28 protein-coding genes are annotated in these 24,700 nt (G+C 40.7%); 12 read left to right on the forward strand and 16 right to left on the reverse strand.

Annotated features, from left to right (window positions below; translation table 11 throughout):
* Positions 1–193 precede the first annotated feature (193 nt).
* From gatC to nusB, 9 genes are all read left to right on the forward strand, one after another.
* A complete protein-coding gene (gene gatC / locus QM857_RS02740; protein ID WP_006147946.1) occupies positions 194–496 on the forward strand; it encodes an Asp-tRNA(Asn)/Glu-tRNA(Gln) amidotransferase subunit GatC in 303 nt (100 codons plus the stop codon).
* On the forward strand, positions 496–1,962 hold the full coding sequence (gene gatA, locus QM857_RS02745; protein ID WP_414274995.1) for an Asp-tRNA(Asn)/Glu-tRNA(Gln) amidotransferase subunit GatA: 1,467 nt from the start codon (positions 496–498) through the stop codon (positions 1,960–1,962). The genes gatC and gatA overlap by 1 nt, the downstream gene beginning before the upstream one ends.
* Complete coding sequence (gene gatB / locus QM857_RS02750; protein ID WP_414274996.1) at positions 1,962–3,407, forward strand: Asp-tRNA(Asn)/Glu-tRNA(Gln) amidotransferase subunit GatB; 1,446 nt, start codon at positions 1,962–1,964, stop codon at positions 3,405–3,407. Before gatA ends, gatB begins: the two co-directional genes overlap by 1 nt.
* A 52-nt stretch (positions 3,408–3,459) precedes the next feature.
* A complete protein-coding gene (locus QM857_RS02755) occupies positions 3,460–3,852 on the forward strand; it encodes a hypothetical protein (RefSeq protein WP_045763692.1) in 393 nt (130 codons plus the stop codon).
* A 50-nt stretch (positions 3,853–3,902) separates the two neighbouring features.
* Positions 3,903–4,871, forward strand: coding sequence for a zinc-ribbon domain-containing transport protein (locus QM857_RS02760; protein ID WP_414274997.1), 969 nt, complete (start codon positions 3,903–3,905; stop codon positions 4,869–4,871).
* Positions 4,872–4,880: 9 nt separating this feature from the next.
* A complete protein-coding gene (locus tag QM857_RS02765; RefSeq protein ID WP_414274998.1) occupies positions 4,881–6,227 on the forward strand; it encodes an SPFH domain-containing protein in 1,347 nt (448 codons plus the stop codon).
* 80 nt (positions 6,228–6,307) lie between these two features.
* Complete coding sequence (efp, locus tag QM857_RS02770) at positions 6,308–6,868, forward strand: elongation factor P (RefSeq protein WP_004251910.1); 561 nt, start codon at positions 6,308–6,310, stop codon at positions 6,866–6,868.
* 21 nt (positions 6,869–6,889) lie between these two features.
* The gene (locus QM857_RS02775; protein WP_036756919.1) at positions 6,890–7,279 is read left to right on the forward strand and encodes an Asp23/Gls24 family envelope stress response protein; all 390 of its coding nucleotides are present in this window, start codon (positions 6,890–6,892) and stop codon (positions 7,277–7,279) included.
* Positions 7,272–7,694, forward strand: coding sequence for a transcription antitermination factor NusB (nusB, locus tag QM857_RS02780; protein ID WP_004251901.1), 423 nt, complete (start codon positions 7,272–7,274; stop codon positions 7,692–7,694). Before QM857_RS02775 ends, nusB begins: the two co-directional genes overlap by 8 nt.
* Before the next feature lie 54 nt (positions 7,695–7,748).
* On the opposite strand, the gene QM857_RS02785 is transcribed toward nusB, so the two are convergent.
* The 14 genes from QM857_RS02785 to QM857_RS02850 form a co-directional block, all read right to left on the reverse strand.
* Entirely contained in the window at positions 7,749–8,384 is a 636-nt protein-coding gene (locus tag QM857_RS02785; RefSeq protein WP_414275097.1) for a lysostaphin resistance A-like protein, read from the reverse strand.
* Between the two features lie 262 nt (positions 8,385–8,646).
* Complete coding sequence (locus QM857_RS02790; protein WP_004251895.1) at positions 8,647–9,414, reverse strand: acetyl-CoA carboxylase carboxyl transferase subunit alpha; 768 nt, start codon at positions 9,412–9,414, stop codon at positions 8,647–8,649.
* Positions 9,411–10,277 (reverse strand): acetyl-CoA carboxylase, carboxyltransferase subunit beta, encoded by an 867-nt coding sequence (gene accD / locus QM857_RS02795; protein WP_049527076.1) that lies wholly within the window; start codon positions 10,275–10,277, stop codon positions 9,411–9,413. The genes QM857_RS02790 and accD overlap by 4 nt, the downstream gene beginning before the upstream one ends.
* A 34-nt stretch (positions 10,278–10,311) precedes the next feature.
* The gene (accC, locus tag QM857_RS02800) at positions 10,312–11,679 is read right to left on the reverse strand and encodes an acetyl-CoA carboxylase biotin carboxylase subunit (RefSeq protein WP_049508931.1); all 1,368 of its coding nucleotides are present in this window, start codon (positions 11,677–11,679) and stop codon (positions 10,312–10,314) included.
* A gap of 11 nt (positions 11,680–11,690) precedes the next feature.
* On the reverse strand, positions 11,691–12,113 hold the full coding sequence (gene fabZ, locus QM857_RS02805; RefSeq protein WP_414274999.1) for a 3-hydroxyacyl-ACP dehydratase FabZ: 423 nt from the start codon (positions 12,111–12,113) through the stop codon (positions 11,691–11,693).
* The gene (gene accB, locus QM857_RS02810; RefSeq protein WP_414275000.1) at positions 12,110–12,592 is read right to left on the reverse strand and encodes an acetyl-CoA carboxylase biotin carboxyl carrier protein; all 483 of its coding nucleotides are present in this window, start codon (positions 12,590–12,592) and stop codon (positions 12,110–12,112) included. The genes fabZ and accB overlap by 4 nt, the downstream gene beginning before the upstream one ends.
* A 2-nt stretch (positions 12,593–12,594) precedes the next feature.
* A complete protein-coding gene (gene fabF, locus QM857_RS02815) occupies positions 12,595–13,830 on the reverse strand; it encodes a beta-ketoacyl-ACP synthase II (protein WP_414275001.1) in 1,236 nt (411 codons plus the stop codon).
* Positions 13,831–13,852: 22 nt separating this feature from the next.
* On the reverse strand, positions 13,853–14,587 hold the full coding sequence (gene fabG / locus QM857_RS02820) for a 3-oxoacyl-[acyl-carrier-protein] reductase (RefSeq protein WP_414275002.1): 735 nt from the start codon (positions 14,585–14,587) through the stop codon (positions 13,853–13,855).
* Between the two features lie 32 nt (positions 14,588–14,619).
* Positions 14,620–15,540, reverse strand: a complete 921-nt coding sequence (gene fabD, locus QM857_RS02825; RefSeq protein ID WP_414275003.1) for an ACP S-malonyltransferase — start codon at positions 15,538–15,540, stop codon at positions 14,620–14,622.
* The gene (fabK, locus tag QM857_RS02830) at positions 15,533–16,507 is read right to left on the reverse strand and encodes an enoyl-[acyl-carrier-protein] reductase FabK (RefSeq protein WP_414275004.1); all 975 of its coding nucleotides are present in this window, start codon (positions 16,505–16,507) and stop codon (positions 15,533–15,535) included. Before fabK ends, fabD begins: the two co-directional genes overlap by 8 nt.
* A 116-nt stretch (positions 16,508–16,623) precedes the next feature.
* The gene (locus QM857_RS02835) at positions 16,624–16,848 is read right to left on the reverse strand and encodes an acyl carrier protein (protein ID WP_000257840.1); all 225 of its coding nucleotides are present in this window, start codon (positions 16,846–16,848) and stop codon (positions 16,624–16,626) included.
* Between the two features lie 58 nt (positions 16,849–16,906).
* Positions 16,907–17,881, reverse strand: coding sequence for a beta-ketoacyl-ACP synthase III (locus tag QM857_RS02840; protein WP_414275005.1), 975 nt, complete (start codon positions 17,879–17,881; stop codon positions 16,907–16,909).
* Entirely contained in the window at positions 17,881–18,315 is a 435-nt protein-coding gene (locus tag QM857_RS02845; protein WP_414259542.1) for a MarR family winged helix-turn-helix transcriptional regulator, read from the reverse strand. Before QM857_RS02845 ends, QM857_RS02840 begins: the two co-directional genes overlap by 1 nt.
* Positions 18,316–18,406: 91 nt before the next feature.
* Positions 18,407–19,192, reverse strand: a complete 786-nt coding sequence (locus tag QM857_RS02850; protein ID WP_414275006.1) for an enoyl-CoA hydratase — start codon at positions 19,190–19,192, stop codon at positions 18,407–18,409.
* 231 nt (positions 19,193–19,423) lie between these two features.
* Here QM857_RS02850 and QM857_RS02855 point away from each other — a divergent pair, with 231 nt between their 5' ends.
* The 3 genes from QM857_RS02855 (at position 19,424) to serS (ending at position 22,650) form a co-directional block, all read left to right on the forward strand.
* Positions 19,424–20,788: an aspartate kinase gene (locus tag QM857_RS02855; RefSeq protein WP_006151997.1), complete on the forward strand. Its 1,365-nt coding sequence runs from the start codon at positions 19,424–19,426 to the stop codon at positions 20,786–20,788.
* A gap of 2 nt (positions 20,789–20,790) precedes the next feature.
* Positions 20,791–21,162 (forward strand): DUF956 family protein, encoded by a 372-nt coding sequence (locus tag QM857_RS02860; protein WP_414275007.1) that lies wholly within the window; start codon positions 20,791–20,793, stop codon positions 21,160–21,162.
* 213 nt (positions 21,163–21,375) lie between these two features.
* Positions 21,376–22,650 carry a serine--tRNA ligase gene (gene serS / locus QM857_RS02865; protein ID WP_414275008.1) on the forward strand — a complete coding sequence of 425 codons (1,275 nt, stop codon included), beginning with the start codon at positions 21,376–21,378 and terminating at the stop codon, positions 22,648–22,650.
* Between the two features lie 93 nt (positions 22,651–22,743).
* Here serS and groL read toward each other — a convergent pair whose 3' ends face one another.
* Positions 22,744–24,363 carry a chaperonin GroEL gene (gene groL, locus QM857_RS02870; protein ID WP_049494251.1) on the reverse strand — a complete coding sequence of 540 codons (1,620 nt, stop codon included), beginning with the start codon at positions 24,361–24,363 and terminating at the stop codon, positions 22,744–22,746.
* Between the two features lie 15 nt (positions 24,364–24,378).
* On the reverse strand, positions 24,379–24,663 hold the full coding sequence (gene groES, locus QM857_RS02875; RefSeq protein ID WP_049494252.1) for a co-chaperone GroES: 285 nt from the start codon (positions 24,661–24,663) through the stop codon (positions 24,379–24,381).
* Between the last annotated feature and the right edge of the window lie 37 nt (positions 24,664–24,700).

Consider the following 24,700-nt stretch of genomic DNA (forward strand, 5'->3'; position numbering starts at 1 on the left):
CTAGTTGAGTCAATGCTACATCCTTTTTACCAACTAGAAACGACTGTTATTCTTTCTTCTAATTTCAACCATTATATCGAAATAAAAAGTATTTTTCAATTTCTGTTTCTTTTTAACTTGGCTTGCCTTATTTATAGGAAAATATGGTAAAATAGAACAGATAAAGAATCATCATTTCACGAAAGGATATCCGATGAAAATTACGCAAGAAGAGGTAACTCACGTTGCCAATCTTTCAAAATTAAAATTCTCAGAAGAAGAAACTGCAGAGTTTGCAACAACACTCTCAAAAATTGTTGATATGGTCGAATTGCTCAGTGAAGTCGACACTACTGGTGTTGCACCTACTACAACGATGGCTGACCGTAAAACTGTTCTCCGACCTGATGTGGCCGAAGAAGGAACAGACCGTGATCGCTTGTTTAAAAATGTACCTGAAAAAGATAACTACTATATCAAGGTGCCAGCTATCCTAGATGATGGAGGAGATGCCTAATGACTTTTAATCATAAAACCATTGAAGAGTTGCACAATCTCCTTGTCTCTAAGGAAATTTCTGCAACAGAACTAACACAAGCAACTCTTGAAGATATCAAATCTCGTGAGACAGCTATCAATGCTTTCGTCACTATCGCTGAGGACCAAGCTCTTGCTCAGGCTAAAGCTATTGATGAAGCTGGAATCGATGCTGACAATGTTCTTTCTGGAATTCCCCTGGCTGTTAAGGACAACATTTCTACAGACGGCATCCTAACAACTGCAGCCTCAAAAATGCTCTATAACTACGAGCCAATCTTTGATGCGACAGCTGTTGCCAATGCAAAATCTAAGGGTATAATCGTTGTTGGAAAAACTAACATGGACGAGTTTGCCATGGGTGGATCAGGTGAGACTTCTTACTACGGTGCTACTAAAAATGCTTGGGACCACAGCAAGGTCCCTGGTGGATCATCAAGTGGTTCAGCTGTAGCTGTAGCTTCTGGACAAGTCCGTTTATCACTTGGTTCTGATACTGGTGGTTCTATCCGCCAACCTGCTGCCTTTAACGGGATTGTTGGTCTCAAACCAACTTACGGAACAGTTTCACGTTTCGGTCTCATTGCCTTTGGTAGCTCATTAGACCAAATTGGACCTTTTGCTCCAACTGTTAAGGAAAACGCCCTCTTGCTAAATGCGATTGCTAGTAAAGATGTCAGAGACTCTACTTCTGCTCCAGTTCGCATTGCCGACTTTACTTCAAAAATCGGTCAAGACATCAAGGGCATGAAAATTGCTTTACCTAAGGAATATCTTGGTGAAGGAATTGACCCAGAAGTTAAGGAAACCATCCTCAAAGCCGCTAAGCACTTTGAAAAACTTGGTGCTATCGTTGAAGAAGTGAGCCTTCCTCACTCTAAATACGGAGTTGCGGTTTACTACATCATCGCTTCTTCAGAAGCTTCCTCAAACTTGCAACGTTTTGATGGTATTCGTTACGGCTACCGCGCAGAGGATGCGACTAACCTTGATGAAATCTATGTAAACAGCCGCAGTCAAGGTTTCGGTGAAGAAGTTAAACGCCGTATCATGCTAGGTACTTTCAGCCTTTCATCAGGTTACTACGATGCCTACTACAAGAAGGCTGGACAAGTTCGCACCCTTATCATCCAAGATTTCGAAAAAGTCTTTGCGGATTATGACTTGATTTTGGGCCCAACTGCTCCTAGCGTTGCCTACGACTTGGATTCGCTCAACCATGATCCAGTTGCTATGTACTTAGCTGATCTCTTGACAATCCCTGTCAACTTAGCTGGTCTCCCAGGTATTTCGCTTCCTGCTGGATTTGTTCAAGGTCTACCAGTAGGACTCCAATTGATTGGTCCTAAGTATTCAGAAGAAACTATCTACCAAGCTGCTGCTGCTTTTGAAGCAACAACAGACTACCACAAACAACAACCCGTGATTTTTGGAGGTGATAACTAATGAACTTTGAAACAGTCATTGGACTTGAAGTCCACGTAGAGCTCAACACCAATTCAAAAATTTTCTCACCTACTTCTGCCCATTTTGGAAATGACCAAAATGCCAACACTAACGTGATTGACTGGTCTTTCCCAGGCGTACTGCCAGTTCTCAATAAAGGTGTTGTCGATGCTGGTATCAAGGCTGCACTCGCTCTTAACATGGACATCCATAAGAAGATGCACTTTGACCGCAAGAACTACTTCTACCCTGATAATCCTAAAGCCTACCAAATTTCTCAGTTTGATGAACCAATCGGTTACAACGGCTGGATTGAAGTGGAGCTAGAAGACGGTACAACTAAGAAAATCGGTATTGAACGTGCTCACTTGGAAGAAGACGCCGGTAAAAACACGCATGGTACAGATGGTTACTCTTATGTTGACCTCAACCGTCAAGGAGTGCCGTTGATTGAGATTGTGTCCGAAGCAGACATGCGTTCACCAGAAGAAGCTTATGCTTATCTAACAGCCCTCAAGGAAGTGATCCAATACGCTGGTATTTCTGACGTTAAGATGGAAGAAGGTTCCATGCGTGTGGATGCTAACATCTCCCTTCGTCCTTATGGTCAAGAGAAATTCGGTACCAAGACTGAGTTGAAAAACTTGAACTCCTTCTCAAATGTTCGTAAAGGTCTTGAATACGAAGTGCAACGTCAGGCTGAAATCCTTCGCTCAGGTGGTCAAATTCGCCAAGAAACACGCCGGTACGATGAAGCTAATAAAGCAACTATTCTCATGCGTGTCAAGGAAGGAGCTGCTGACTATCGCTACTTCCCAGAACCAGACCTACCACTCTTTGAAATCTCTGATGAGTGGATCGAAGAAATGCGCACTGAGTTGCCAGAGTTCCCAAAAGAGCGCCGAGCTCGCTATGTCTCTCAACTCGGATTATCAGACTACGATGCTAGTCAGTTGACTGCCAATAAAGTCACTTCTGACTTCTTTGAGAAAGCTGTTGCCCTTGGCGGTGACGCTAAGCAAGTCTCTAACTGGCTCCAAGGTGAAGTCGCTCAGTTCTTGAATGCTGAAGGTAAGACACTAGAACAAATTGAGTTAACTCCAGAAAACTTGGTAGAAATGATCGCTATCATCGAAGACGGCACTATTTCATCTAAGATTGCCAAGAAAGTCTTTGTCCACCTTGCTAAAAATGGTGGAGGTGCTCGTGAATACGTTGAAAAAGCCGGTTTGGTTCAGATCTCAGATCCAGATATCTTGATTCCAATCATCCATCAAGTCTTTGCTGATAACGAAGTTGCTGTTGCCGACTTCAAGTCAGGAAAACGTAACGCTGACAAGGCCTTCACAGGATTCCTCATGAAAGCAACCAAGGGCCAAGCCAATCCACAAGTTGCTCTTAAACTACTTTCCCAAGAATTGGCTAAGTTGAAAGAGAACGAGTAAATATACTTTCGTTAATAGCCTTTTCTACTAAAAAATAGAATAAGGAGAATAAATGAACAAATTTTTACGAGTACTATTTATTTTAGTTATTGTCGCCATGTTGGGTGCTTCTATTCTACAAATCTTTCTCCCATCCTATATGGGAGAGCATTCTGGTTACGGTATTTCTGCAGGATGGCAAAGAGAAATTGGAATTTGGAATCTAGCTGTCTTAATTATTATTCTTGCCGTTAATATTAAGTACGATTGGTTTTACCTGAGAATTGCCCTTCTTGCCCTCATTATTGGTGGTATAGGAATAGGAACAAATCATTTGTTAAATTTTATTGAATATCATTCTCCTGTTAATGCGATTGGTGCTATCGAGAATTATATACTCGTATTTGGTTGGATTATAGGGTGGTTTATTGAAAATAAAACTATAAAACTCCAAAACTCTTTATAGACATAAAATTTAGTAAAAACTATTTTTGTACTCACATAGTTAGGAGACATATGAAAAAGTTATATACTCTTATCGCTACTTGCTTGCTTCTTCTCTTTGTGACACCCCTGCAATCAATTGATGCAGGTGTCGGCCATTCCCGAAGTGGTAGTTCTAGCCGCAGTAGCTCACGAAGTAGTAGCTCTAGCCGAAGTCGTTCAAGTGGTAGTTCTTCTTCTAGAAGCAACTATCGTTCTGGCGGTAGTTACTCAAGTTTAGATGGTTCTCTAGGGACAGGAATGAGCATTCTTATCATGTTTGGTGTTGGAGCTTTCTTACTCTTCATGCTCATTAAATATTTGAGTGACCAGAATTCATCATCTGGTAAATCTTATGGAAGCTCTCCTGGCTATACTGTTGAACCAACACTTCACCGTCGAGTAGAAAACAACAATTTAGCTATCGATCGTGTTCGATATGATGATCCAAACTTTGATGCCTCTGCTTTCACTTCATGGGTTAAAGAAGTCTACATCCAGTTACAGGCAGCCTGGACTAAAAAGGATTGGAATCTGGTTCGTTCTCTTGAAAGCGCCAGTCTCTATTCTCAACACAGTTCTCAACTAGAAGAACATATCCAATCCCAAACAACCAATGTCTTAGAACGAGTTTGTGTTGAAAATGTTCGAATCAAAGATTTCAATAGTAATCCAGATGGAAACGATACTTTAGTGGTTATCCTTTCATCTACCTTGAGAGATTACGTCATCGAAGACAAGACTCGTAAGGTTATTGAGGGAGACCCTCAAAAAGATCTATTTACAGTTTATCAAATGAACTTCATCCGCAAACATGGCAGTCAAACTGAAAGTTCTGTTCAAGATGAAGCCGTTAGCGACCGCTGTCCAAACTGTGGCGCTCCACTGAAAATATCAGCAATCAGCAAATGTGACTATTGCGGATCTGATATCACCCGTAGTCCAAACCAATGGGTTCTTGACACCTATGACGTTGTGGATGAAGACGAACTATATAATTAGGAGGAAATTATGGGATTTATTCGTATTGCCGCAGAGCAAATTAAGGGAGTTGTTGATGTTGCCAAATCTGCTGGAATTAATAGTATTAATGACAGTAAATTTAAGGAAGCCGTTGTGCTTCCAGACCACGTATCATCAGATGCATTAGCTGTTAAGGGAACTCTTCTTACAAAAGACCCTGACGGAGTTTCTAGACAAGGTAATCAACATACAGGACTTTTAACAGATGGTTCTGTTGTAATTGTGCCACAAGGGTATGTTGCTATCCTTGTAAATAACGGTACTTTCCTTGGTGATGTTTTAGAAGCTGGTAGCCATGAATGGCGCTCTGGCGACAACGCTTGGCTTCTAGAAAAAGGCGGAATAAGAGGAACTTGGGAAAACTTCAAGCACCGCTTCTCATTCGCTGGTCAAGTCGTTACTCAACAAGAAATTATATTTGTACGTGTCCAACCGATTGCGGGTAATAAATTTGGTACCCAAAACGCTGTAGAATACTTCAGTGAACGTTACCAACAATTGCTCAATATCCGTTTCTATGGTTTGTTTGATATCAAGATTTCCGACCCAGTCCTTTTCTACGTTAGCTCTATCAGTCAACAAATTGACGAACATAAACCATTTACGCTTCAAGATATCGCTCAAGGTACTTTACGTCAAAATATCTCTCCTAAAATTGCGATTGCGATTTCAAAATTCACAAATGAGTACCGAGTTGATATCTATAGCCTAAATGCTAATCAGGATACCTTCAATGAAATCGCTAAACAGGAAGTCAACAAGGTATGGACTGGCCTTTACGGAATTGAAGTAACCAATATCCTTCTTGAGGATTTGAGCTACGATAAAGAAAGCTTGGAACTTGTTCGTAAACTTGATAGCGAACTCGTTGCTATGAAATACAATACCATCGAAATTGAAGAACGTCGTGCTCGTAACGAAGCTCTTATTGCTGCAGCTAATAACGAAGGTAATGGCAATGGTATGAATATGTTTATGGGTATGAATCTCGGTCAAACTCTCGGTGGTCAACTCACCCAACAAGCTCAACCTGTTAGCCCAAATCAAACCGTTCCCCCAGTACAACCCGCTGATCCAAACCAAGCTTTTACTCCGGTACAAACTGCAAGTCCTGAGCAAGCTGCTAGCCCAGTAGAGACTGTTAGCCCTGAACAAACCTCTAACTCAGTAGAATCTACTACTCAAGAAGTCACAACTTCTGCAGAAGAACCTACTAGTCCTGAACAAACTACCAACTCTAAACAAACCGCTAATAAAAACTTCTACATCGAAGTCGATGGCAAGTACGTATTGGTAACCAAGGACGAAGAAGGAAACATCGTTCCTGTCAACTAATCTCACTTCCCTGATATTTGAGAAATCTTACGACTTATGATACAATAAAGAGTAAATTATTTTATTAAAGAGGTAAAAACATGATCGAAGCAAGTAAATTAAAGGCTGGTATGACCTTTGAAACAGCTGACGGAAAATTGATCCGCGTTTTGGAAGCTAGCCACCACAAACCAGGTAAAGGAAACACTATCATGCGTATGAAATTGCGTGATGTCCGTACTGGTTCAACATTTGAAACTAGCTACCGTCCAGAGGAAAAATTTGAACAAGCGATTATCGAAACTGTTCCAGCACAATACTTGTACAAAATGGACGATACAGCTTATTTCATGAACACTGAAACTTACGACCAATACGAAATTCCTGTTGTAAATGTTGAAAATGAATTGCTTTACATCCTTGAAAATTCTGAAGTTAAAATTCAATTTTATGGAACTGAAGTAATCGGTGTAACAGTACCTACAACTGTTGAATTAACAGTTGCTGAAACTCAACCTTCTATTAAAGGGGCTACTGTTACCGGTTCTGGTAAACCAGCTACAATGGAAACTGGACTTGTCGTTAACGTTCCAGACTTCATCGAAGCAGGACAAAAACTCGTTATCAACACTGCAGAAGGAACTTACGTTTCTCGTGCCTAATCTCTAGAAAGAGGTCATTCTATGGGAATTGAAGAACAATTAGGCGAAATCGTTATCGCCCCACGTGTACTTGAAAAAATCATTGCAATCGCTACAGCTAAAGTTGATGGTGTCCACTCTTTTTCAAACAAATCAGTATCTGACACCCTTTCAAAACTTTCACTCGGTCGTGGCGTCTATCTAAAAGAATCTGAAGAAGAACTAATAGCTGATATCTATCTCTATCTTGAGTATGGTGTCAAGGTTCCTAAGGTTGCAATGGCTATTCAAAAAGCTGTAAAAGATGCCGTTCGTAATATGGCTGATGTAGAACTCAATGCTGTGAATATTCACGTTGCTGGTATTGCACCAGATAAAACACCAAAACCAGCATTGACAGATTTATTTGATGAGGACTTCCTCAATGACTAGTCCATTATTAGAATCTAGACGCGAACTACGAAAATGTGCCTTCCAAGCACTGATGAGTCTTGAATATGGTTCTGATATTGAAACTGCTTGTCGCTTCGCTTATACTCATGATCGAGAAGACGACGAGGTAAAACTCCCTAGCTTCCTAATCGATCTTGTATCTGGTGTTCAAGCTCAAAAAGAGGAACTAGACAAACAAATCACTCAGCATTTAAAGTCTGGTTGGACGATTGAACGTTTAACCTTAGTTGAAAAGAATTTATTGCGTTTAGGAGTTTTCGAAATCACTTCCTTTGATACTCCTCAACTTGTAGCTGTGAATGAAGCTATTGAACTTGCAAAAAGCTTTTCAGATCAAAAATCAGCCCGTTTCATTAACGGACTGCTCAGTCAATTTGTAACTGAAGAAAATTAAATATAAAAAGTGTTTGATAAATATCAAACACTTTTTTATTTGTCTCCTCAAATTCTATCTAAAAAAACGATTATAGATTAAATTAGAAAGCAACAACCAGATGAAATCTGCATGGATGAGAAAGTTAATAAAACTATGGCACAGGATGGTGATTTTTAAATTCTCTGTCCAACGGTAGACTAAAGCAAAGAAAAGACCAGAAAAACTATAAACCATCAAACTGATGGGGTCGCGATGGGATAATACCAAATGACTGAGCCCAAATATAAGAGCTGATAAGATGACATCCAAGTAGTATTTGGACTTAGGGAAAAAGCTATTCATAAAATAACCTCTATGAACAATCTCCTCCAATATGGGCCCCAAAATGACAACGGAAATAAAAGAGAAGCAAGTAGTTAAAATAGTAGATTCCCCACTGATAGATATGACTGAAAGAAGATCTTCAAAGATATAGTGATTATTAATGAAACGACTAAACTGTAAGTAAAAAGCACTTAACAACTGACGGACAAAATAAGTAGCCACTAGACTAACTACAAGGTAAAAGAATCTGCATCTTTTCGAGCCTCTTTTCTCAAAAATATAGAGCATTTTTTTCTTTTTAAGCCAATAGATAAATAGTCCTAAAAGAGCTAGTTGCTCTACTGCTACAATAATAGAATAGCCATCCATACTCCAGACAAACATCTTAGCCAAATAAAGACTACTGAAATCTAGGAGATAAATTGATAGAAATATCAGTAATTGATAGAAATATCAGTAATGTATAGATTCCCAAATTGCCTAGTTTTTTCATACTTACTCCTAAAAATCGTTGTCGACTTATTTTTATAGCACACGTAATCCTTGTTATATTAACAGATATTTTTATAAGAGTCAATTTTTCATTCTGAAATGTATTTTATAGAATCTAAAAAGCTAGAACTATATCTCTGTTCTAGCTTTCTTTTTAGTATTTTCTAAAGCGTTGGTAACGTTCCTCAATGAGCTGCTCTAGTGGCAGTTTACCAAGTTCATCAAGTTCTGCTCGGAGCTGTTCTTTGACTTGCTTGATTAGATCTTTACTTGATAGACCTACCTCAGAGATAACCTTATCAACAATTTTCATATCTAGCAATTCGAATGAAGTAATTTTCATCAACTCTGCAGCCTCCATGGCACGACTGCCATCCTTCCAAAGAATAGACGCAAAGCCCTCAGGACTGAGAACTGCATAGATCGAGTTTTCTAACATCCAAACACGGTCAGCTACTGCAAGAGCTAAAGCTCCTCCTGAACCACCTTCACCGATAATAATAGCGATAATCGGTACCTTGAGGTCGCTCATCTCCATAAGGTTACGAGCAATAGCTTCACCTTGGCCACGCTCCTCTGCTCCGACACCAGGATAGGCACCAGCTGTGTTGATAAAGGTTACAACAGGACGACCAAATTTTTCAGCCTGCTTCATCAAGCGAAGGGCTTTTCGATAACCTTCAGGATGAGGTTGCCCAAAGTTACGGTTAAGATTATCTTGTAAGCTTTTACCTTTTTGAATTCCAACAACAGTTACTGCTTGGTCTCCCAACCAACCGATACCACCAATAACAGCACCATCATCTCGGAAAGAGCGATCACCATGGAGCTCTACAAAGTCATCAAATATTCCGGTTGCGAAGTCCAAGGCAGTTAAGCGGGTTTGTTCACGTGCTTCTCTGACGATTTTTGCAATATTCATAAACAATCCCCCTTATGTAACCTTACTAATCGAGCAATCATATCTGGCAATTCTCTCCGTTTAACAATCGCATCCACAAAGCCATGTTCTAACAAAAACTCTGCCTTCTGGAAATCCTCTGGCAAATCTTCCCTTACGGTATTTTCAATGACACGGCGTCCAGCAAATCCTACTAAACTTTGAGGCTCTGCCAAGATGATATCACCCTCCATAGCAAAGGAAGCTGTAACACCACCAGTTGTTGGATCAGTAAGGATTGTTAGGTAAAATAAACCTGCATTGGAATGACGTTTGACTGCTGCAGAGATTTTAGCCATCTGCATCAAACTCATGATTCCTTCTTGCATACGTGCTCCACCAGATGCTGTAAACAAGACGACTGGTAATTTTTCAGCTGTCGCGTATTCAAACAAACGAGTGATTTTTTCACCAACTACTGTTCCCATAGATGCCATGATAAAATTAGAATCCATGATTCCGAGAGCAACTTTCTCACCCTTAATCAAAGCAGTTCCTGTGACAACAGCCTCATCAAGACCTGTTTTTTCACGCATAGAGGCTAATTTTTTCTGGTAACCTGGAAATTCCAATGGATCTTGCGTCTCAATTCCTGTGAACATCTCTAGGAAGCTTCCCATATCAATGGTTAAAGCAAGGCGCTCTTGAGCTGAAATACGGAAGGTATAGCCACAGTGAGGACAAATACGTTCACTCCCCAAGTCCTTTTGGTAAATCGTATATTTGCAACCTGGACATTGGGAGAAGAGCTCATCTGGAACCTCTGGCTTGATCTGAGGTTGATTTACAGTCGAACGATTGGGATTGATTCGAATATATTTATCTTTTTTACTAAATAGAGCCATACATCCCCCTTTTCAGTCTTATACTATTTTTACATTATTCTTTTTCTTGATAGTGTGGTAAGAAAGTTTCCATCAAGAATGAAGTATCGTAGTCTCCTGCTATCACGCGACGATCTGAAATCAAATCGAGTTGGAAATCAGCATTAGTGACAACTCCTTCAATTTCGAGTTCATAAAGAGCTCGTTGCATTTTCATAAGTGCATCAAAACGATTTTCACCATGAACAATAATTTTAGCAATCATACTATCATAGTATGGCGGAATGGTATAACCAGGATAAACTGCTGAGTCCACTCGCAAGCCCACACCACCACTTGGTAGATAAAGATTGGTAATCTTACCTGGACTTGGTGCAAAATTAAAGGCTGGGTTTTCTGCGTTGATACGGCACTCAATAGCATGTCCTTTTAGAACAATGTCTTCTTGTTTCAAGGTCAAAGGTTGACCTGCTGCAATACGGATTTGTTCCTTGACAATATCCACACCAGAAACAAATTCGGTTACCGGGTGTTCTACTTGGACACGCGTATTCATCTCCATAAAGTAGAATTTGCCAGTTGCTTCATCTAGTAGGAATTCAATGGTACCAGCATTCTCATAACCAACCGACTCCGCTGCACGGACTGCTGCAGCACCAATTTCATTACGCAGTGTTTTCCCAATGGCAATCGAAGGACTTTCTTCTAAAACCTTTTGGTTATTCCGCTGAAGCGAACAGTCACGCTCTCCTAGGTGAATAACATGTCCCATCTGGTCAGCAAGAATCTGTACTTCAATGTGGCGAGCAGGGTAAATCACACGCTCAAGGTACATCGCCCCATTACCAAAGTTGGCTTTAGCTTCACTAGAGGCTGTTTCAAAGGCTGACACAAGATCCTCTGCCTTTTCAACCTTACGAATCCCTTTACCACCACCTCCAGCTGAAGCTTTCAGCATAACTGGATAACCAATTTTTTCGGCAATAGCCAGAGCCTCTTCTGCAGTATGGACTTCTCCATCTGATCCTGGAATGACAGGCACGTTTGCCTTAATCATTTGAGCACGGGCGTTAATTTTATCTCCCATGACATCCATTACTCGAGCTGATGGTCCGATAAATTTGATACCGACTTCTTCACACATAGTTGCAAATTTGGAATTTTCACTTAAGAAACCAAATCCAGGGTGAATAGCTTCAGCTTCAGTCAAGACCGCAGCTGAAAGGATGGCATTGATGTTCAGATAAGATTCTGTAGCCTTCCCAGGTCCGATACAGATAGCTTCATCAGCCAAAAGCGTGTGGAGAGCTTCCTTGTCAGCAGTCGAATAGACAGCGACTGTTGCGATTCCTAACTCTCGTGCCGCACGAATAATACGAACAGCAATTTCACCACGATTGGCAATTAAAATCTTACGAAACATGGAAAACCTCCCTAGTTTCCAATAGCAAAGGTTAGAATACCGCTTGCTGCAAGCTTACCATCTACTTCTGCCTTCGCTTCTACTACGGCGATTGTGCCACGACGCTTGACAAAAGTTGCTGTCATGACAAGCTGATCACCAGGAACAACTTGTTTCTTAAATTTCACTTTGTCCATACCAGCATAGAAAACAAGCTTCCCTTTGTTTTCAGGTTTTGATAATTCCAAAACACCTGCTGTTTGTGCCAAAGCTTCCATGATTAAGACACCTGGCATTACAGGGTAGGCTGGAAAGTGTCCGTTGAAGAAAGGTTCGTTAATCGTCACATTTTTAATGGCAACAATGGTGTCTTCGCTAACTTCCAAGACACGATCCACCAAGAGCATGGGATAACGGTGTGGCAAAGCTTCTTTAATTCCTTGAATATCAATCATTTGATACGTACCAAGCCTTTCCCGAACTCAACCATTTCTTCATTTTCAACAAGAATTTCTGTTACGACACCGTCTTTAGGTGCTGGAATTTCGTTCATGACCTTCATAGCTTCGATGATGACCAAGGTTTGGCCTTTTTTGACAGTATCACCGACCGAAACAAAATTAGGTTTGTCTGGTCCGGCAGCCAAGTATGCAACTCCAACAAGCGGACTTTCTACAAGGTCTCCTTCAGCTACAGATTCAGTAGTATTTGATTCTGGAGCAGTTTCTACAGCTGGTGCTGTAGTTTGAGCTTGTGGTGCAACTGTAGGTGCAACTGCTGGAACCACTGGTTGAGGTGCTGGACTTGTTTCTGTAACAAGTTTTGCTTCATTCTTACTGAAGACCAACTCGTCCGTTCCATTTTTATAAGAAAATTCTTTCAAGCTTGACTGGTCAAATTGTGCCATCAAGTCTTTGATTTCATTTAAATTCATCTTTACTTATTCTCCCAACGTTTGAAAGCAAGAACTGCATTATGCCCACCAAATCCAAAAGTATTTGAGATAGCATAAGGAATTTCACGTTCCACACCTTGTCCATAAATAACGTTTGCTTCGATGTAATCTGATAATTCTGTTGTTCCAGCTGTCATTGGAACATAGTTGTTACGGATGGCTTCAATGGTTGCAATGGCTTCAACTGCACCTGCTGCACCGAGCAAGTGTCCTGTAAATGACTTGGTTGAAGATACAGGTACTTCCTTACCAAGAACCGCTACGATAGCACCACTCTCTCCCTTTTCATTAGCAGGAGTTGATGTACCGTGAGCATTAACGTAGGTTACTTGGTCTGGTGTAATCTCAGCTTCCTCCAAGGCAAGTTTGATAGCTTTAATAGCACCTTGGCCTTCTGGATGTGGTGAAGTCATATGGTAGGCATCACAAGTGTTCCCGTAACCAACAACTTCAGCTAGGATAGTTGCACCACGTTTTTCAGCATGCTCTAAACTTTCAAGGACTAACATACCTGATCCTTCACCCATGACAAATCCATTACGGTCTTTGTCAAATGGAATAGAAGCACGAGTTGGATCCTCTGTTGTTGAAAGAGCTGTTAAGGCTTGGAAACCTGCAATCGCAAATGGAGTAATAGATGATTCTGAACCACCAACCAACATGATATCTTGGAAACCAAACTTGATAGAACGGAAGGCATCTCCGATAGCATCATTTGATGAAGCACAAGCTGTATTGATAGATTTACAGATACCATTGGCACCAAAGCGCATAGCTACATTCCCTGCAGCCATATTTGGCAAGGCTTTGGGAAGTGTTAATGGTTTAACACGTTTTGGCCCTTTTTCGTGCAGTCGAAGGACTTGGTCTTCGATTTCTCTGATTCCACCGATACCTGATGCAACGATGACACCAAAGCGGTCTTTATCAAGTGCTTCTACGTCAAGATTAGCATGGTCAACTGCTTCTTGAGCAGCATACAAGGCATACAAAGAATAATCATCGAAACGATTGGTATCTTTTTTTACAAAATATTTGTCAAAAGGAAAATCGTTAATTTCTGCTGCATTATGGACGTCAAAAGCACTGTGATCAAACTTGGTGATTTCACCAATCCCAATCTTTCCATTCTTCAGACTGTTCCAAAATTCTTCTGGCGTATTCCCAATTGGAGATGTTAATCCATAACCTGTTACTACTACACGATTTAGTTTCATTTTCATACCTCTATTTTAACTCTTATTGCATGGTAAGTCCACCATCAATTGCAATGACTTGTCCCGTTAGATAATCTTGGCTTGCAAGAAAGGCTGTGACCTCTGCCACTTGCTCAGCTTGGCCAAATTGTTTCATCGGAATTTGTGCCAACATGGCATCTTTTACCTTATCAGATAGGACTGCAGTCATATCTGATTCGATCATTCCTGGTGCAATGGCATTGACACGCACATTACGATTGGCTACCTCACGAGCTACTGATTTGGTAAATCCAATCAAACCAGCCTTAGATGCAGCGTAGTTTGCTTGACCGATATTTCCCATCAAACCAACGACACTAGACATATTGATAATGGCCCCTTCACGTGCTTTTATCATCTGTTTCAAAACAGCTTGTGTCATATTGAAGGCACCTGTCAAATTGATTTTCAAGACCTTCTCAAAATCTTCTTCTGTCATCTTCAGCATGAGGGTGTCTTGAGTAATCCCAGCATTATTCACTAGGACATCAACTGAACCTAGTTCTTCAATCGCTTGATCCACCATGCGTTTTGCATCTGTGAAGTCTGAGACATCACCAGAAATAGCAAGTACCTTGACCCCGTAAGGTTTAAATTCGTCTAGAAGCTCCTCGGAGATTTCACCACGACTATTCAAGACAACGTTGGCTCCCAAGCTGGCAAATTTATGAGCTATGGCGAGACCAATTCCTCGACTTGAGCCTGTAATAAAGACATTTTTCTGTTCTAGTTTCATTTTTCTCCTTTCAGAACTTCTACTATTTTGATCTAATTTTCTAAGAGTGCTTGTAAACTTGCTTGATCTTCAACATTTGCAAGTTGAGCAGTTTTATCAATCTTTTTGACGAATCCTGACAAGACTTTTCCAGGGCCAATCTCGATAAAACGAGTGACTCCCGCTTCTTTCATGACTGCAATGCTCTCATAAAAACGAACAGGTTCCTTAACTTGACGAGTCAAGAGTTCTGCAATTCGTTCTTTTTCCATGACCTTTGCTTCTGTATTTCCAACAAGAGGACAAGCAAAATCAGAAAATTCAACTGCTGTCAGGGCTTGTGCTAATTTTTGACTTGCAGGCTCCAATAAAGCTGTATGGAAAGGTCCAGAAACATTTAGAGGAATCAAGCGTTTTGCTCCCGCTTCCTGCAAAAGTTCAACTGCACGATCTACAGCAACCACCTCACCACCAATAACAATTTGACTTGGGGTATTGTAGTTAGCTGGAGTCACAACACCAAGTTGAGAAGCTTCTTGACAAGCTTGTTCAATAACTTCAACTGGAGTATTGAGTACGGCTACCATTTTACCAGACCCAGCAGGTGCCGCTTCTTCCATATAAGATCCACGCTTAGCAACTAGAGCCACCGCATCCTCAAAATTCAAAGCGCCACTAGCTACAAGGGCTGAATATTCTCCAAGAGACAGACCTGCCACCATATCTGGTTGGTAACCCTTCTCCTTTAGTAGTCGATAAATGGAAACGGATGTAGCCAAAATAGCTGGTTGTGTGTAACGTGTCTGGTTTAGCTTCGTTTCATCGTTATCAATCAAGTCACGAAGATCATAACCTAAGACCTGGCTAGCTTGGTCGATTGTTTCCTTGACGATAGCATATTGGTCATATAGTTCACGTCCCATTCCAAGGTACTGGGCTCCTTGACCTGCAAATAGAAAGGCTGTTTTAGTCATTTCTTGTAACTCCTGCCCATCGAGCGGCTTCTTTTTGAATTTTCTCAGCTGCACCATAGTAGATATCTTTTAAGATTTCTTCAACTGTTTCTTCTTTCGATACCAAACCTGCAATCTGGCCGGCCATTACTGAACCGCCATCCACATCACCATGGACAACAGCCTTAGCTAAGGCTCCAGCACCCATTTGCTCAAAGATTTCTAAGTCTGGATTTTCTTGTTTAAAAGCATCTTTTTCAGCTTGCTCGAAATCACGAGTCAATTGATTTTTGATGGCACGAACTGCGTGACCAAAATGTTGTGCTGAAATCGTTGTATCGATATCACGAGCTTTTAAAATTTTAGCTTTATAGTTCGGATGAGCATTTGATTCTTTGGCAACTACAAAACGAGTTCCTACTTGCACAGCTTCCGCACCAAGCATAAATCCAGCGGCAGCTCCCTCACCGTCTGCAATACCACCTGCAGCGATAACAGGAATTGAAACAGCCGCCGCAACTTGACGAACCAAGGTCATAGTTGTTAGTTTACCGATGTGTCCTCCTGCTTCCATACCTTCTGCAATGATAGCGTCTGCACCGATTTTTTCCATGCGTTTCGCCAAAGCAACACTTGGAACTACAGGAATAACGGTAATCCCTGCTTCATGGAATCGCTCCATGTATTTACTTGGGTTCCCTGCGCCAGTTGTGACTACCTTAACCCCTTCTTCAATAACGAGGTCAACAATATCATCAACAAATGGAGACAAGAGCATGATATTGACACCAAAAGGCTTGTCTGTTAAAGATTTAATCTTATCGATGTTGGCTTTAACCACTTCTTTAGGTGCGTTTCCTCCACCAATGATACCGAGACCACCAGCTTTTGAAACAGCTCCAGCCAAATCGCCATCTGCCACCCAGGCCATTCCACCTTGGAAGATAGGATAATTAATATTTAATAGTTCAGTGATACGTGTTTTCATATTGCCTCCATAAGTCTTGCTTACGTAATAGTTCGACTGTATTATAATTTGACGGTCAAACTATTACCTAAACAAGAGGGAGTGGGTCTCCCCTACTCCTTCTTTATTTATTCTAATTATTTTGTTTGCTCTTCAACGTAAGCAACCAAGTCGCCAACTGTTTTCAAGTTGTCTTCTGCTTCGATTTGGATATCAAAAGCGTCTTCGATTTCTGAAATAACTTGGAACAAGTCCAATGAATCTGCATCTAAATCATCAAAAGTAGATTCAAGTGTTACTTCTGATGCATCTTTTCCAAGTTCTTCAACGATAATTTCTTGTACTTTTTCAAATACTGCCATGATAGACTCCTTTAAAATAAATAGTTTTTTTATAACAATGTGATCACCACATGATTACCTAAATTGTAACAATAAGTGTGCCCCATGTCAAACCTCCACCGAAACCTGACAAGAGAATTTTTTGGCTACCATCCAAATGGATGAGCCCTTCTTCTACACACTCAGAAAGTAAAATCGGAATACTTGCCGCACTGGTATTTCCATACTTCGTCATATTAGCAGGAAGTTTGTCACGATCGACACCGATCTTTCTAGCCATCTTATCTAAAATTCGAATATTAGCTTGATGAAGTAATAGATAATCGAGTTCATCTGCTGATATTGGACTTTTTTCGATGGTCTGTTTAATAGATTTAGCCACGTCTCGAATTGCAAAGTCAAAAACTGCTCTCCCATCCATTTTCAAGAAAACATCTGGTTCTTCTTGAATCGAAAATGGTGAAATCAATCCTGTCTGTCCATATGTGAGACACTCACCACGAGAACCATCGCTATTGAGACTTTCAGCTAAGAAATGTTCTTGGTCACTCGCCTCTAGTAGTACACCACCAGCTCCATCTCCAAACAAGACAGCTGTTGAGCGGTCAGACCAATCCAAAGATTTTGACATGGTCTCACTACCGATAACCAGACCCTTGCGATATGTTCCTGAAGAAATGAACTTTTCTGCAGTTGATAGGGCAAAGACAAATCCACTACAAGCAGCTGTTAAATCATAAGCAAAAGCCTTATGAGCGCCAATTCTTGCCTGAACACGAGCTGCTGTAGAAGGCATCATCGAGTCAGGTGTCATAGTAGCCAGAATAATAAAATCTAACTCTTCAGCAGAAATCCCTGCCTTGTCCAGAAGTTGTCTTGCAACCTCTGTAGCCAAATCTCCTGTTGATTCTGTTTTAGAAATATGACGTTCTTTAATCCCTGTCCGACTTGAGATCCATTCATCACTCGTATCCATGACCTGAGCCAAGTCTTCGTTAGTGATAATCTGCTCTGGAGCATAATGAGCGACCTGGCTTATTTTTGCAAAAGCCATTACTTCAAATCCTCCAAAAAGTGATAAAGATTAGTCAACCCTTTACCCATAACTTCCATCTCTTCAGGACTCATGCCTTCGATAATTCTTTCGACCATGGCCTTATGGAAACGTTTATGAACACGGTGAACGAGACGACCTTTCTTTGTCAAATGCAGATGTACTACACGACGATCTTGATCTGAACGGATACGTTCGATGTATCCTTTTCTCTCCAAATTGTTTAAACTCGTTGTCACAGTCCCTAGAGTTACCATCAACTCTTTGGAAACTTGGCTCGGAGTCACTTCTGGATACTTGCCGATAACATCAATCGTGTGCATTTCTTTGATAGAGATATCCTTGAAACGACTACCTCGCAAACTTACTTCCTCGATTACTAGGACGTTGTTAAAAATTGATGTTAAATAGTCATTGACTTGTTGGTAGTCCATTTCTCTTCCCTCCTTTACCAAAAAAAGTTTAATAATCAAAACATTTGACAAGAAAAGTATATCAAACTTCAAAGAATAGTGCAAGTATTTTTTATTTCCCGACAAATTTTGGACGTCTTCTTTCAGAATGTGCCCGAACACCTTCTTTAAAATCTTCTGTGTAGGATAGTGATTCTTGCAATTCTAATTCAAGTTTAGCGTATTCATGCCACTGTTTAAACTCACTTTCCCAAACAAGTTTCTTAATTGCTGCATAAGAATTTGAAGAACCACGTCTCAACTTCTTCAACAATTGTTCTCTTGTTTTTTCTAATTGTTCACTAGTACATAGACGATACAAAGCCCCTGCTTCAAAGGCCTTTTCAGCGGTAAAGGCTTCGCCTGTCATAGCCAATTGCGTTGCACGAGTTGCACCTAATGAACGAGTCAACAAGAATAATCCACCAGCATCAGGAGCTAAGCCCACACCAACAAAAGCCTGGATGAATTTAGCTTTGTCAGATGCAATACAGAAATCAACTGCCAAAGCCATATTTGCTGCAGCACCAGCAACTGCTCCGTCAACTTCCATGATAACTGGCTTAGGAATCTGTTTAATCTTATAAGAAATTGTATTAACCAATTCAGCAATTCGTGCAAGAGAAGCAATATCATCTTCATCGACAGCACGTTTCATCTCAACTAAGTCTCCACCGACAGAAAATACTTTTCCTGCAGCATTGATGAGAATATATGAAACAGAATCGTCTTTTTCAGCTAATTCCAGTGCTTCTAAAATTTCTTCACACATAGGAATATGGAAACCATTTGCCACCTCGGGACGATTTAAAGTAATCGTTGCTAAATCGTCTTGAATTTGAAAGATAATATGATTCATAGCCACTCCTTTAATTTAAAAAGCTGATTAAATTATTTTATCTTCAAAGTATATCTTTTTCTTTTTATTTATACAAGCAAAAATCGATTAAAAGTGTATCGGCCGATTTCGAAAGAAAAGTTTCTAACCTTATGGATACAGCTCTCTTATAAGATAACCCATTCGTATTCCAGATTGAAAAAAGCCCTTCTTTCTGCTATAATCGTATAAAATACTAACTGAGGAGTTTTTATGAAGGTTGTAAAATTTGGAGGAAGTTCACTCGCCTCTGCAAGCCAATTGAAAAAGGTTTTAAACATTGTAAAAAGTGACCCTGAACGTCGTTTTGTAGTTGTATCTGCACCAGGAAAGCGCGATGCTAAAGATACCAAAGTTACGGATGCTTTGATTAAATATTATCGTGATTATGTAGCAGGAAATGATATCAGTGCTAGTCAAAATTGGATTATCGATCGTTACGCTGCAATGGTTAGCGAACTAGGGCTTAAACCTGCTGTTTTAGAACGAATCTCTAAAAGCATCCGAACTCTCGCTACCCTTCCAATTGAAAACAATGAATTTCTTTACGATACCTTCCTTGCTGCAGGTGAAAATAACAACGCTAAACTGATTGCGGCTTACTTTAACCAAAATGGTTTAGAAGCGCGCTATGTTCATCCACGAGAGGCTGGGATTGTTGTTACAAGCGAACCTGGAAATGCTCGTATCATTCCTTCAAGTTATGATAAAATCGAAGAGCTCAATAATGGAACGGAAGTTCTGGTTATTCCCGGATTCTTCGGTGTGACTAAAGAGAATCAAATCTGTACCTTCTCACGTGGTGGATCTGATATCACTGGTTCAATTATCGCAGCTGGAGTTAAAGCTGACCTTTATGAAAACTTTACTGATGTTGACGGAATTTTTGCTGCCCACCCTGGTATCATTCACAAACCACACTCAATCCCTGAATTGACTTACCGTGAAATGCGGGAATTGGCCTATGCAGGTTTCTCTGTACTGCATGACGAAGCACTCCTTCCGGCCTACCGTGGTAAAATTCCTCTCGTTATCAAAAATACTAATAACCCTGACCATCCAGGTACTCGCATCGTTCTGAAACACAGCAGTGATGAATTCCCAGTAGTGGGGATTGCTGGCGATTCTGGTTTTGTCAGCATCAATATGTCTAAGTACCTGATGAACCGCGAAGTTGGTTTTGGTCGTAAAGTACTTCAAATTCTAGAAGACCTGAATATTGGTTGGGAACATATGCCAACTGGTATCGATGACCTATCTATCATTCTACGTTCACGAGAATTAACTCCTATTAAAGAAGAAGAAATCCTTCGTCAACTTGTTCAAAAAGCAGAAGTCGATCATGCTGAAATTGAACATGATCTCTCAATCATTATGATCGTTGGTGAAAAGATGAAGCGTCATATCGGGGTAACTGCTACTGCTACTCGCGCCTTGTCTGAAAATAATATCAACATTCAAATGATGTCACAAGGTTCTAGTGAAGTTTCTATCATGTTCGTTGTCCACAAAGACCAAGAAAAAGCGGCTCTTAAGGCTCTCTACCAAGCATTTTTCGGTGAAAGTAAGGAAGACTAAACATGGCACAATCCCTCAACAAAGTCATTGACCTACAAACAACTGGAACCTCCTATCTTTCCATTTCAGGAAAGGTCGGAAAGTTCCTTGTTGGAGATCAAGCACTAGAATTTTACGCAGACCGAAATGTCGAGGATTATATTCAAATCCCATGGTCTAGCGTTAATCAAATCGGAGCCAATGTTTCGGGCCGTAAGGTTAGTCGTCACTTTGAAGTTTTTACAGAACAAGGAAAATTCCTCTTTGCCTCAAAAGATTCTGGAAAAATTCTTAAAATTGCTCGTGAAAAACTAGGTAATGATAAGGTTGTCAAGCTTCCAACTTTAGTCCAAATCATTGGGCATAAAATTAAAAATCTATTTGCAAAAAAATAGAAACTTTAGTATAATCATAGAAACGGATAAGTAAGTTACGTTTATTTTTCAGAAAGTCTGCGGGTGCTGTGAGCAGATAGAAAACTTAATTGAAATTCTACCGTTGTTGCAAACTAAATACATAATCAAGTGCACACCTGTGAAGTTGGATGGAACCGTGGCCCTGCCACTCCAACGCTTTGTCAGGCGTGCTTTTTTCATAAAGGAGTTTATATGCTAGATATTAAACGAATTCGTACAGACTTTGATGCTGTCGCAGAAAAATTGGCTACACGTGGTGTAGACGCTGCTATCTTGAACGAGATGAAAGAAATCGATGCAAAACGTCGTGATATCTTGGTCAAGGTTGAAACACTTAAAGCAGAACGTAATACAGTTTCTGCTGAGATTGCTCAAGCTAAACGCAACAAAGAGAATGCAGACGATAAAATTGCTGCCATGCAAGCTCTCTCTGCTGAGGTAAAAGCTCTTGATGCTGAATTGGCTGAAATCGATGCGAAATTGACAGAATTTACCACAACTCTTCCCAACATCCCTGCTGATAGTGTTCCTATCGGTGCTGACGAAGACGATAATGTAGAAGTTCGACGTTGGGGAACTCCTCGCGAGTTTGACTTCGAACCAAAAGCTCACTGGGATCTTGGTGAAGACCTCGGCATTCTTGACTGGGAACGTGGTGGAAAAGTTACCGGTGCCCGCTTCCTCTTCTATAAAGGCCTTGGAGCTCGTTTGGAACGTGCTATCTACAACTTTATGTTGGATGAGCATGGTAAAGAAGGCTATACAGAAGTCATCACTCCATACATGGTGAACCATGATTCTATGTTTGGTACTGGTCAATATCCAAAATTCAAAGAAGATACGTTTGAATTGAAAGATACGAACTATGTCCTCATTCCTACAGCTGAAGTTCCTTTGACGAACTACTATCGTGATGAAATTCTTGATGGAAAAGACTTGCCAATCTACTTTACCGCTATGAGTCCATCTTTCCGTTCTGAAGCTGGTTCAGCTGGTCGCGATACTCGCGGTTTGATTCGTTTGCACCAATTCCACAAGGTTGAAATGGTGAAATTTACCAAACCAGAAGAATCATACGAAGAATTGGAAAAAATGACAGCCAACGCTGAAAACATCCTTCAAAAACTCAATCTCCCATACCGTGTGGTAGCTCTTTCTACAGGAGATATGGGATTCTCAGCAGCAAAAACTTACGACTTGGAAGTATGGATCCCTGCGCAAAATACTTATCGTGAAATCTCAAGCTGTTCAAATACAGAAGATTTCCAAGCGCGTCGTGCCCAAATCCGTTACCGTGATGAAGCAGATGGTAAAGTGAAACTCCTTCACACTTTGAATGGTTCTGGACTTGCTGTTGGACGTACCGTTGCTGCAATTCTGGAAAACTATCAAAATGAAGATGGTTCTGTCACTATTCCAGAAGTCCTTCGTCCATACATGGGTGGTGTTGAAGTCATCAAACCATAATTCAAAAAAAGAGGAAGCTATGCTTCCTCTTTTTAATTTACAAGAAAGAAAACAGGTAGAAACCTTTATTTCCACCTGTTATTTTTATATTCTCTAGTAACCACCCATCATAGATGGATCCATTGCTGGAGCAGGGGCTACTGGTTCTGGTTTGTTAGCTACAACTGCTTCGGTTGTCAAGATGAGACTTGCTACTGAAGCGGCATTTTGAAGGGCTGAACGACTTACCTTAACAGGATCGATAATTCCTGCTTCAATCATGTTAACCCATTCACCTGTTGCAGCGTTGAAGCCTGTTCCAAGCTCTGCATGCTTCAAACGATCGATAACGATTGAACCTTCATAGCCTGCGTTGTAGGCAATTTGGCGAACCGGCTCTTCTAAGGCACGAAGAACAATGCTACGTCCTGTTGCTTCATCACCTGTCAATTCTAAAGCTTCAACAGCTGGAATGACATTCACTAAGGCAGTACCACCACCTGCAACGATACCTTCTTCAACAGCTGCACGAGTCGCATTAAGAGCATCTTCGATACGGAGTTTCATTTCTTTCAACTCAGTTTCAGTTGCAGCACCAACCTTGATAACAGCTACTCCACCTGACAATTTAGCCAAGCGTTCTTGAAGTTTTTCACGGTCGAATTCTGAAGTTGTTGTTTCAATTTGAGACTTGATGACAGCGACACGGTTAGCAATTGCTTCAGGATTACCTGCGCCTTCTACAATAACAGTGCTATCTTTATCTACAGACACTTTAGCTGCTTGACCTAAAGCTTCGATGGTAGCATCTTTCAACTCAAGACCAAGGTCTTCGGTAATAACAGTTCCACCTGTCAAAATCGCAATATCTTCCAACATCGCTTTACGACGGTCACCGAAACCAGGAGCCTTAACAGCAACTACGTTGAAAGTTCCACGAATCTTGTTCAAGACAAGAGTTGGAAGAGCTTCACCGTCAACGTCATCTGCAATAATCAAGAGCGGACGGCTACTTTGAAGAATACTTTCTAGAAGTGGCAAAATTTCTTGGATGTTTGAGATTTTCTTATCAGTGATTAAAATGTATGGATTTTCAAGGTCTGCAACCATTTTTTCATTGTCAGTGACCATGTACTGTGATAGATAACCACGATCGAATTGCATTCCTTCTACAACTTCAAGCTCTGTTTCCATACCACGTGATTCTTCAATAGTGATAACTCCATCTTTACCAACTTTTTCCATGGCTTCAGAGATGTATTCACCCACTTTTTCAGAGCGAGAGGATACGGCAGCGACTTGTGCGATTGCTTCCTTGCTTGATACTGGAATGGCATTGTTCTTCAAGGCTTCTACAGCAGTTGCAACTGCTGCTTCAATCCCACGACGGATACCGATTGGGTTTGCTCCTGCTGTAACGTTCTTGATTCCTTCACGAACGATGGCTTGGGTCAAGACAGTTGCAGTGGTTGTCCCGTCACCAGCAATATCGTTGGTTTTAGAAGCTACTTCTGATACCAATTTGGCACCCATATTTTCAAAATGGTCTTCTAGTTCAATTTCTTTAGCGATTGTCACCCCGTCATTGGTAATCAATGGTGAACCAAATGATTTTTCAAGAACGACATTACGTCCTTTAGGGCCTAAGGTTACTTTAACTGTATCAGCTAGGATATCAACCCCACGGACCATTGCTGAACGTGCATCAGATGAAAATTTAATTTCTTTTGACATACTTACTTCCTCCTATTATTCTTCAACGATTGCTAAAATATTAGCTTCACCCACGATGATATATTTTTCATCACCATCTTTGACATCAATACCTACATGAGCTTCAACTAAAACTTGATCTCCAACTTTTACACTTGGAGCAACAAGTTCACCACTCAAGGTGCGAACACCTTGTCCAATAGCTACTACTTTAGCTGTTTTTGTTTTTTCTTGGGCTGATCCTGCAAGGACAAAGCCACCAACTGTTTGTTCTTTTTCTTCAATTTTCAAGACCACGCGGTCTCCTAATGGTTTCAACATCTGCTTTCCTCCATAAGATAATCATATTATTAGCACT

Origin of the sequence: Streptococcus infantis (genome assembly GCF_047463315.1) — a bacterium.
GTDB lineage: Bacteria > Bacillota > Bacilli > Lactobacillales > Streptococcaceae > Streptococcus > Streptococcus infantis_AB.

Bases quoted from the DNA above. Each gene is read 5' to 3' on its own strand.
- gatC (WP_006147946.1), top strand. From the start codon at position 194: ATGAAAATTACGCAAGAAGAGGTAACTCACGTTGCCAATCTTTCAAAA.
- gatA (WP_414274995.1), top strand. From the start codon at position 496: ATGACTTTTAATCATAAAACCATTGAAGAGTTGCACAATCTCCTTGTC.
- gatB (WP_414274996.1), top strand. From the start codon at position 1,962: ATGAACTTTGAAACAGTCATTGGACTTGAAGTCCACGTAGAGCTCAAC.
- QM857_RS02755 (WP_045763692.1), top strand. From the start codon at position 3,460: ATGAACAAATTTTTACGAGTACTATTTATTTTAGTTATTGTCGCCATG.
- QM857_RS02760 (WP_414274997.1), top strand. From the start codon at position 3,903: ATGAAAAAGTTATATACTCTTATCGCTACTTGCTTGCTTCTTCTCTTT.
- QM857_RS02765 (WP_414274998.1), top strand. From the start codon at position 4,881: ATGGGATTTATTCGTATTGCCGCAGAGCAAATTAAGGGAGTTGTTGAT.
- efp (WP_004251910.1), top strand. From the start codon at position 6,308: ATGATCGAAGCAAGTAAATTAAAGGCTGGTATGACCTTTGAAACAGCT.
- QM857_RS02775 (WP_036756919.1), top strand. From the start codon at position 6,890: ATGGGAATTGAAGAACAATTAGGCGAAATCGTTATCGCCCCACGTGTA.
- nusB (WP_004251901.1), top strand. From the start codon at position 7,272: ATGACTAGTCCATTATTAGAATCTAGACGCGAACTACGAAAATGTGCC.
- QM857_RS02785 (WP_414275097.1), bottom strand. From the start codon at position 8,384: ATGTTTGTCTGGAGTATGGATGGCTATTCTATTATTGTAGCAGTAGAG.
- QM857_RS02790 (WP_004251895.1), bottom strand. From the start codon at position 9,414: ATGAATATTGCAAAAATCGTCAGAGAAGCACGTGAACAAACCCGCTTA.
- accD (WP_049527076.1), bottom strand. From the start codon at position 10,277: ATGGCTCTATTTAGTAAAAAAGATAAATATATTCGAATCAATCCCAAT.
- accC (WP_049508931.1), bottom strand. From the start codon at position 11,679: ATGTTTCGTAAGATTTTAATTGCCAATCGTGGTGAAATTGCTGTTCGT.
- fabZ (WP_414274999.1), bottom strand. From the start codon at position 12,113: ATGATTGATATTCAAGGAATTAAAGAAGCTTTGCCACACCGTTATCCC.
- accB (WP_414275000.1), bottom strand. From the start codon at position 12,592: ATGAATTTAAATGAAATCAAAGACTTGATGGCACAATTTGACCAGTCA.
- fabF (WP_414275001.1), bottom strand. From the start codon at position 13,830: ATGAAACTAAATCGTGTAGTAGTAACAGGTTATGGATTAACATCTCCA.
- fabG (WP_414275002.1), bottom strand. From the start codon at position 14,587: ATGAAACTAGAACAGAAAAATGTCTTTATTACAGGCTCAAGTCGAGGA.
- fabD (WP_414275003.1), bottom strand. From the start codon at position 15,540: ATGACTAAAACAGCCTTTCTATTTGCAGGTCAAGGAGCCCAGTACCTT.
- fabK (WP_414275004.1), bottom strand. From the start codon at position 16,507: ATGAAAACACGTATCACTGAACTATTAAATATTAATTATCCTATCTTC.
- QM857_RS02835 (WP_000257840.1), bottom strand. From the start codon at position 16,848: ATGGCAGTATTTGAAAAAGTACAAGAAATTATCGTTGAAGAACTTGGA.
- QM857_RS02840 (WP_414275005.1), bottom strand. From the start codon at position 17,881: ATGGCTTTTGCAAAAATAAGCCAGGTCGCTCATTATGCTCCAGAGCAG.
- QM857_RS02845 (WP_414259542.1), bottom strand. From the start codon at position 18,315: ATGGACTACCAACAAGTCAATGACTATTTAACATCAATTTTTAACAAC.
- QM857_RS02850 (WP_414275006.1), bottom strand. From the start codon at position 19,192: ATGAATCATATTATCTTTCAAATTCAAGACGATTTAGCAACGATTACT.
- QM857_RS02855 (WP_006151997.1), top strand. From the start codon at position 19,424: ATGAAGGTTGTAAAATTTGGAGGAAGTTCACTCGCCTCTGCAAGCCAA.
- QM857_RS02860 (WP_414275007.1), top strand. From the start codon at position 20,791: ATGGCACAATCCCTCAACAAAGTCATTGACCTACAAACAACTGGAACC.
- serS (WP_414275008.1), top strand. From the start codon at position 21,376: ATGCTAGATATTAAACGAATTCGTACAGACTTTGATGCTGTCGCAGAA.
- groL (WP_049494251.1), bottom strand. From the start codon at position 24,363: ATGTCAAAAGAAATTAAATTTTCATCTGATGCACGTTCAGCAATGGTC.
- groES (WP_049494252.1), bottom strand. From the start codon at position 24,663: ATGTTGAAACCATTAGGAGACCGCGTGGTCTTGAAAATTGAAGAAAAA.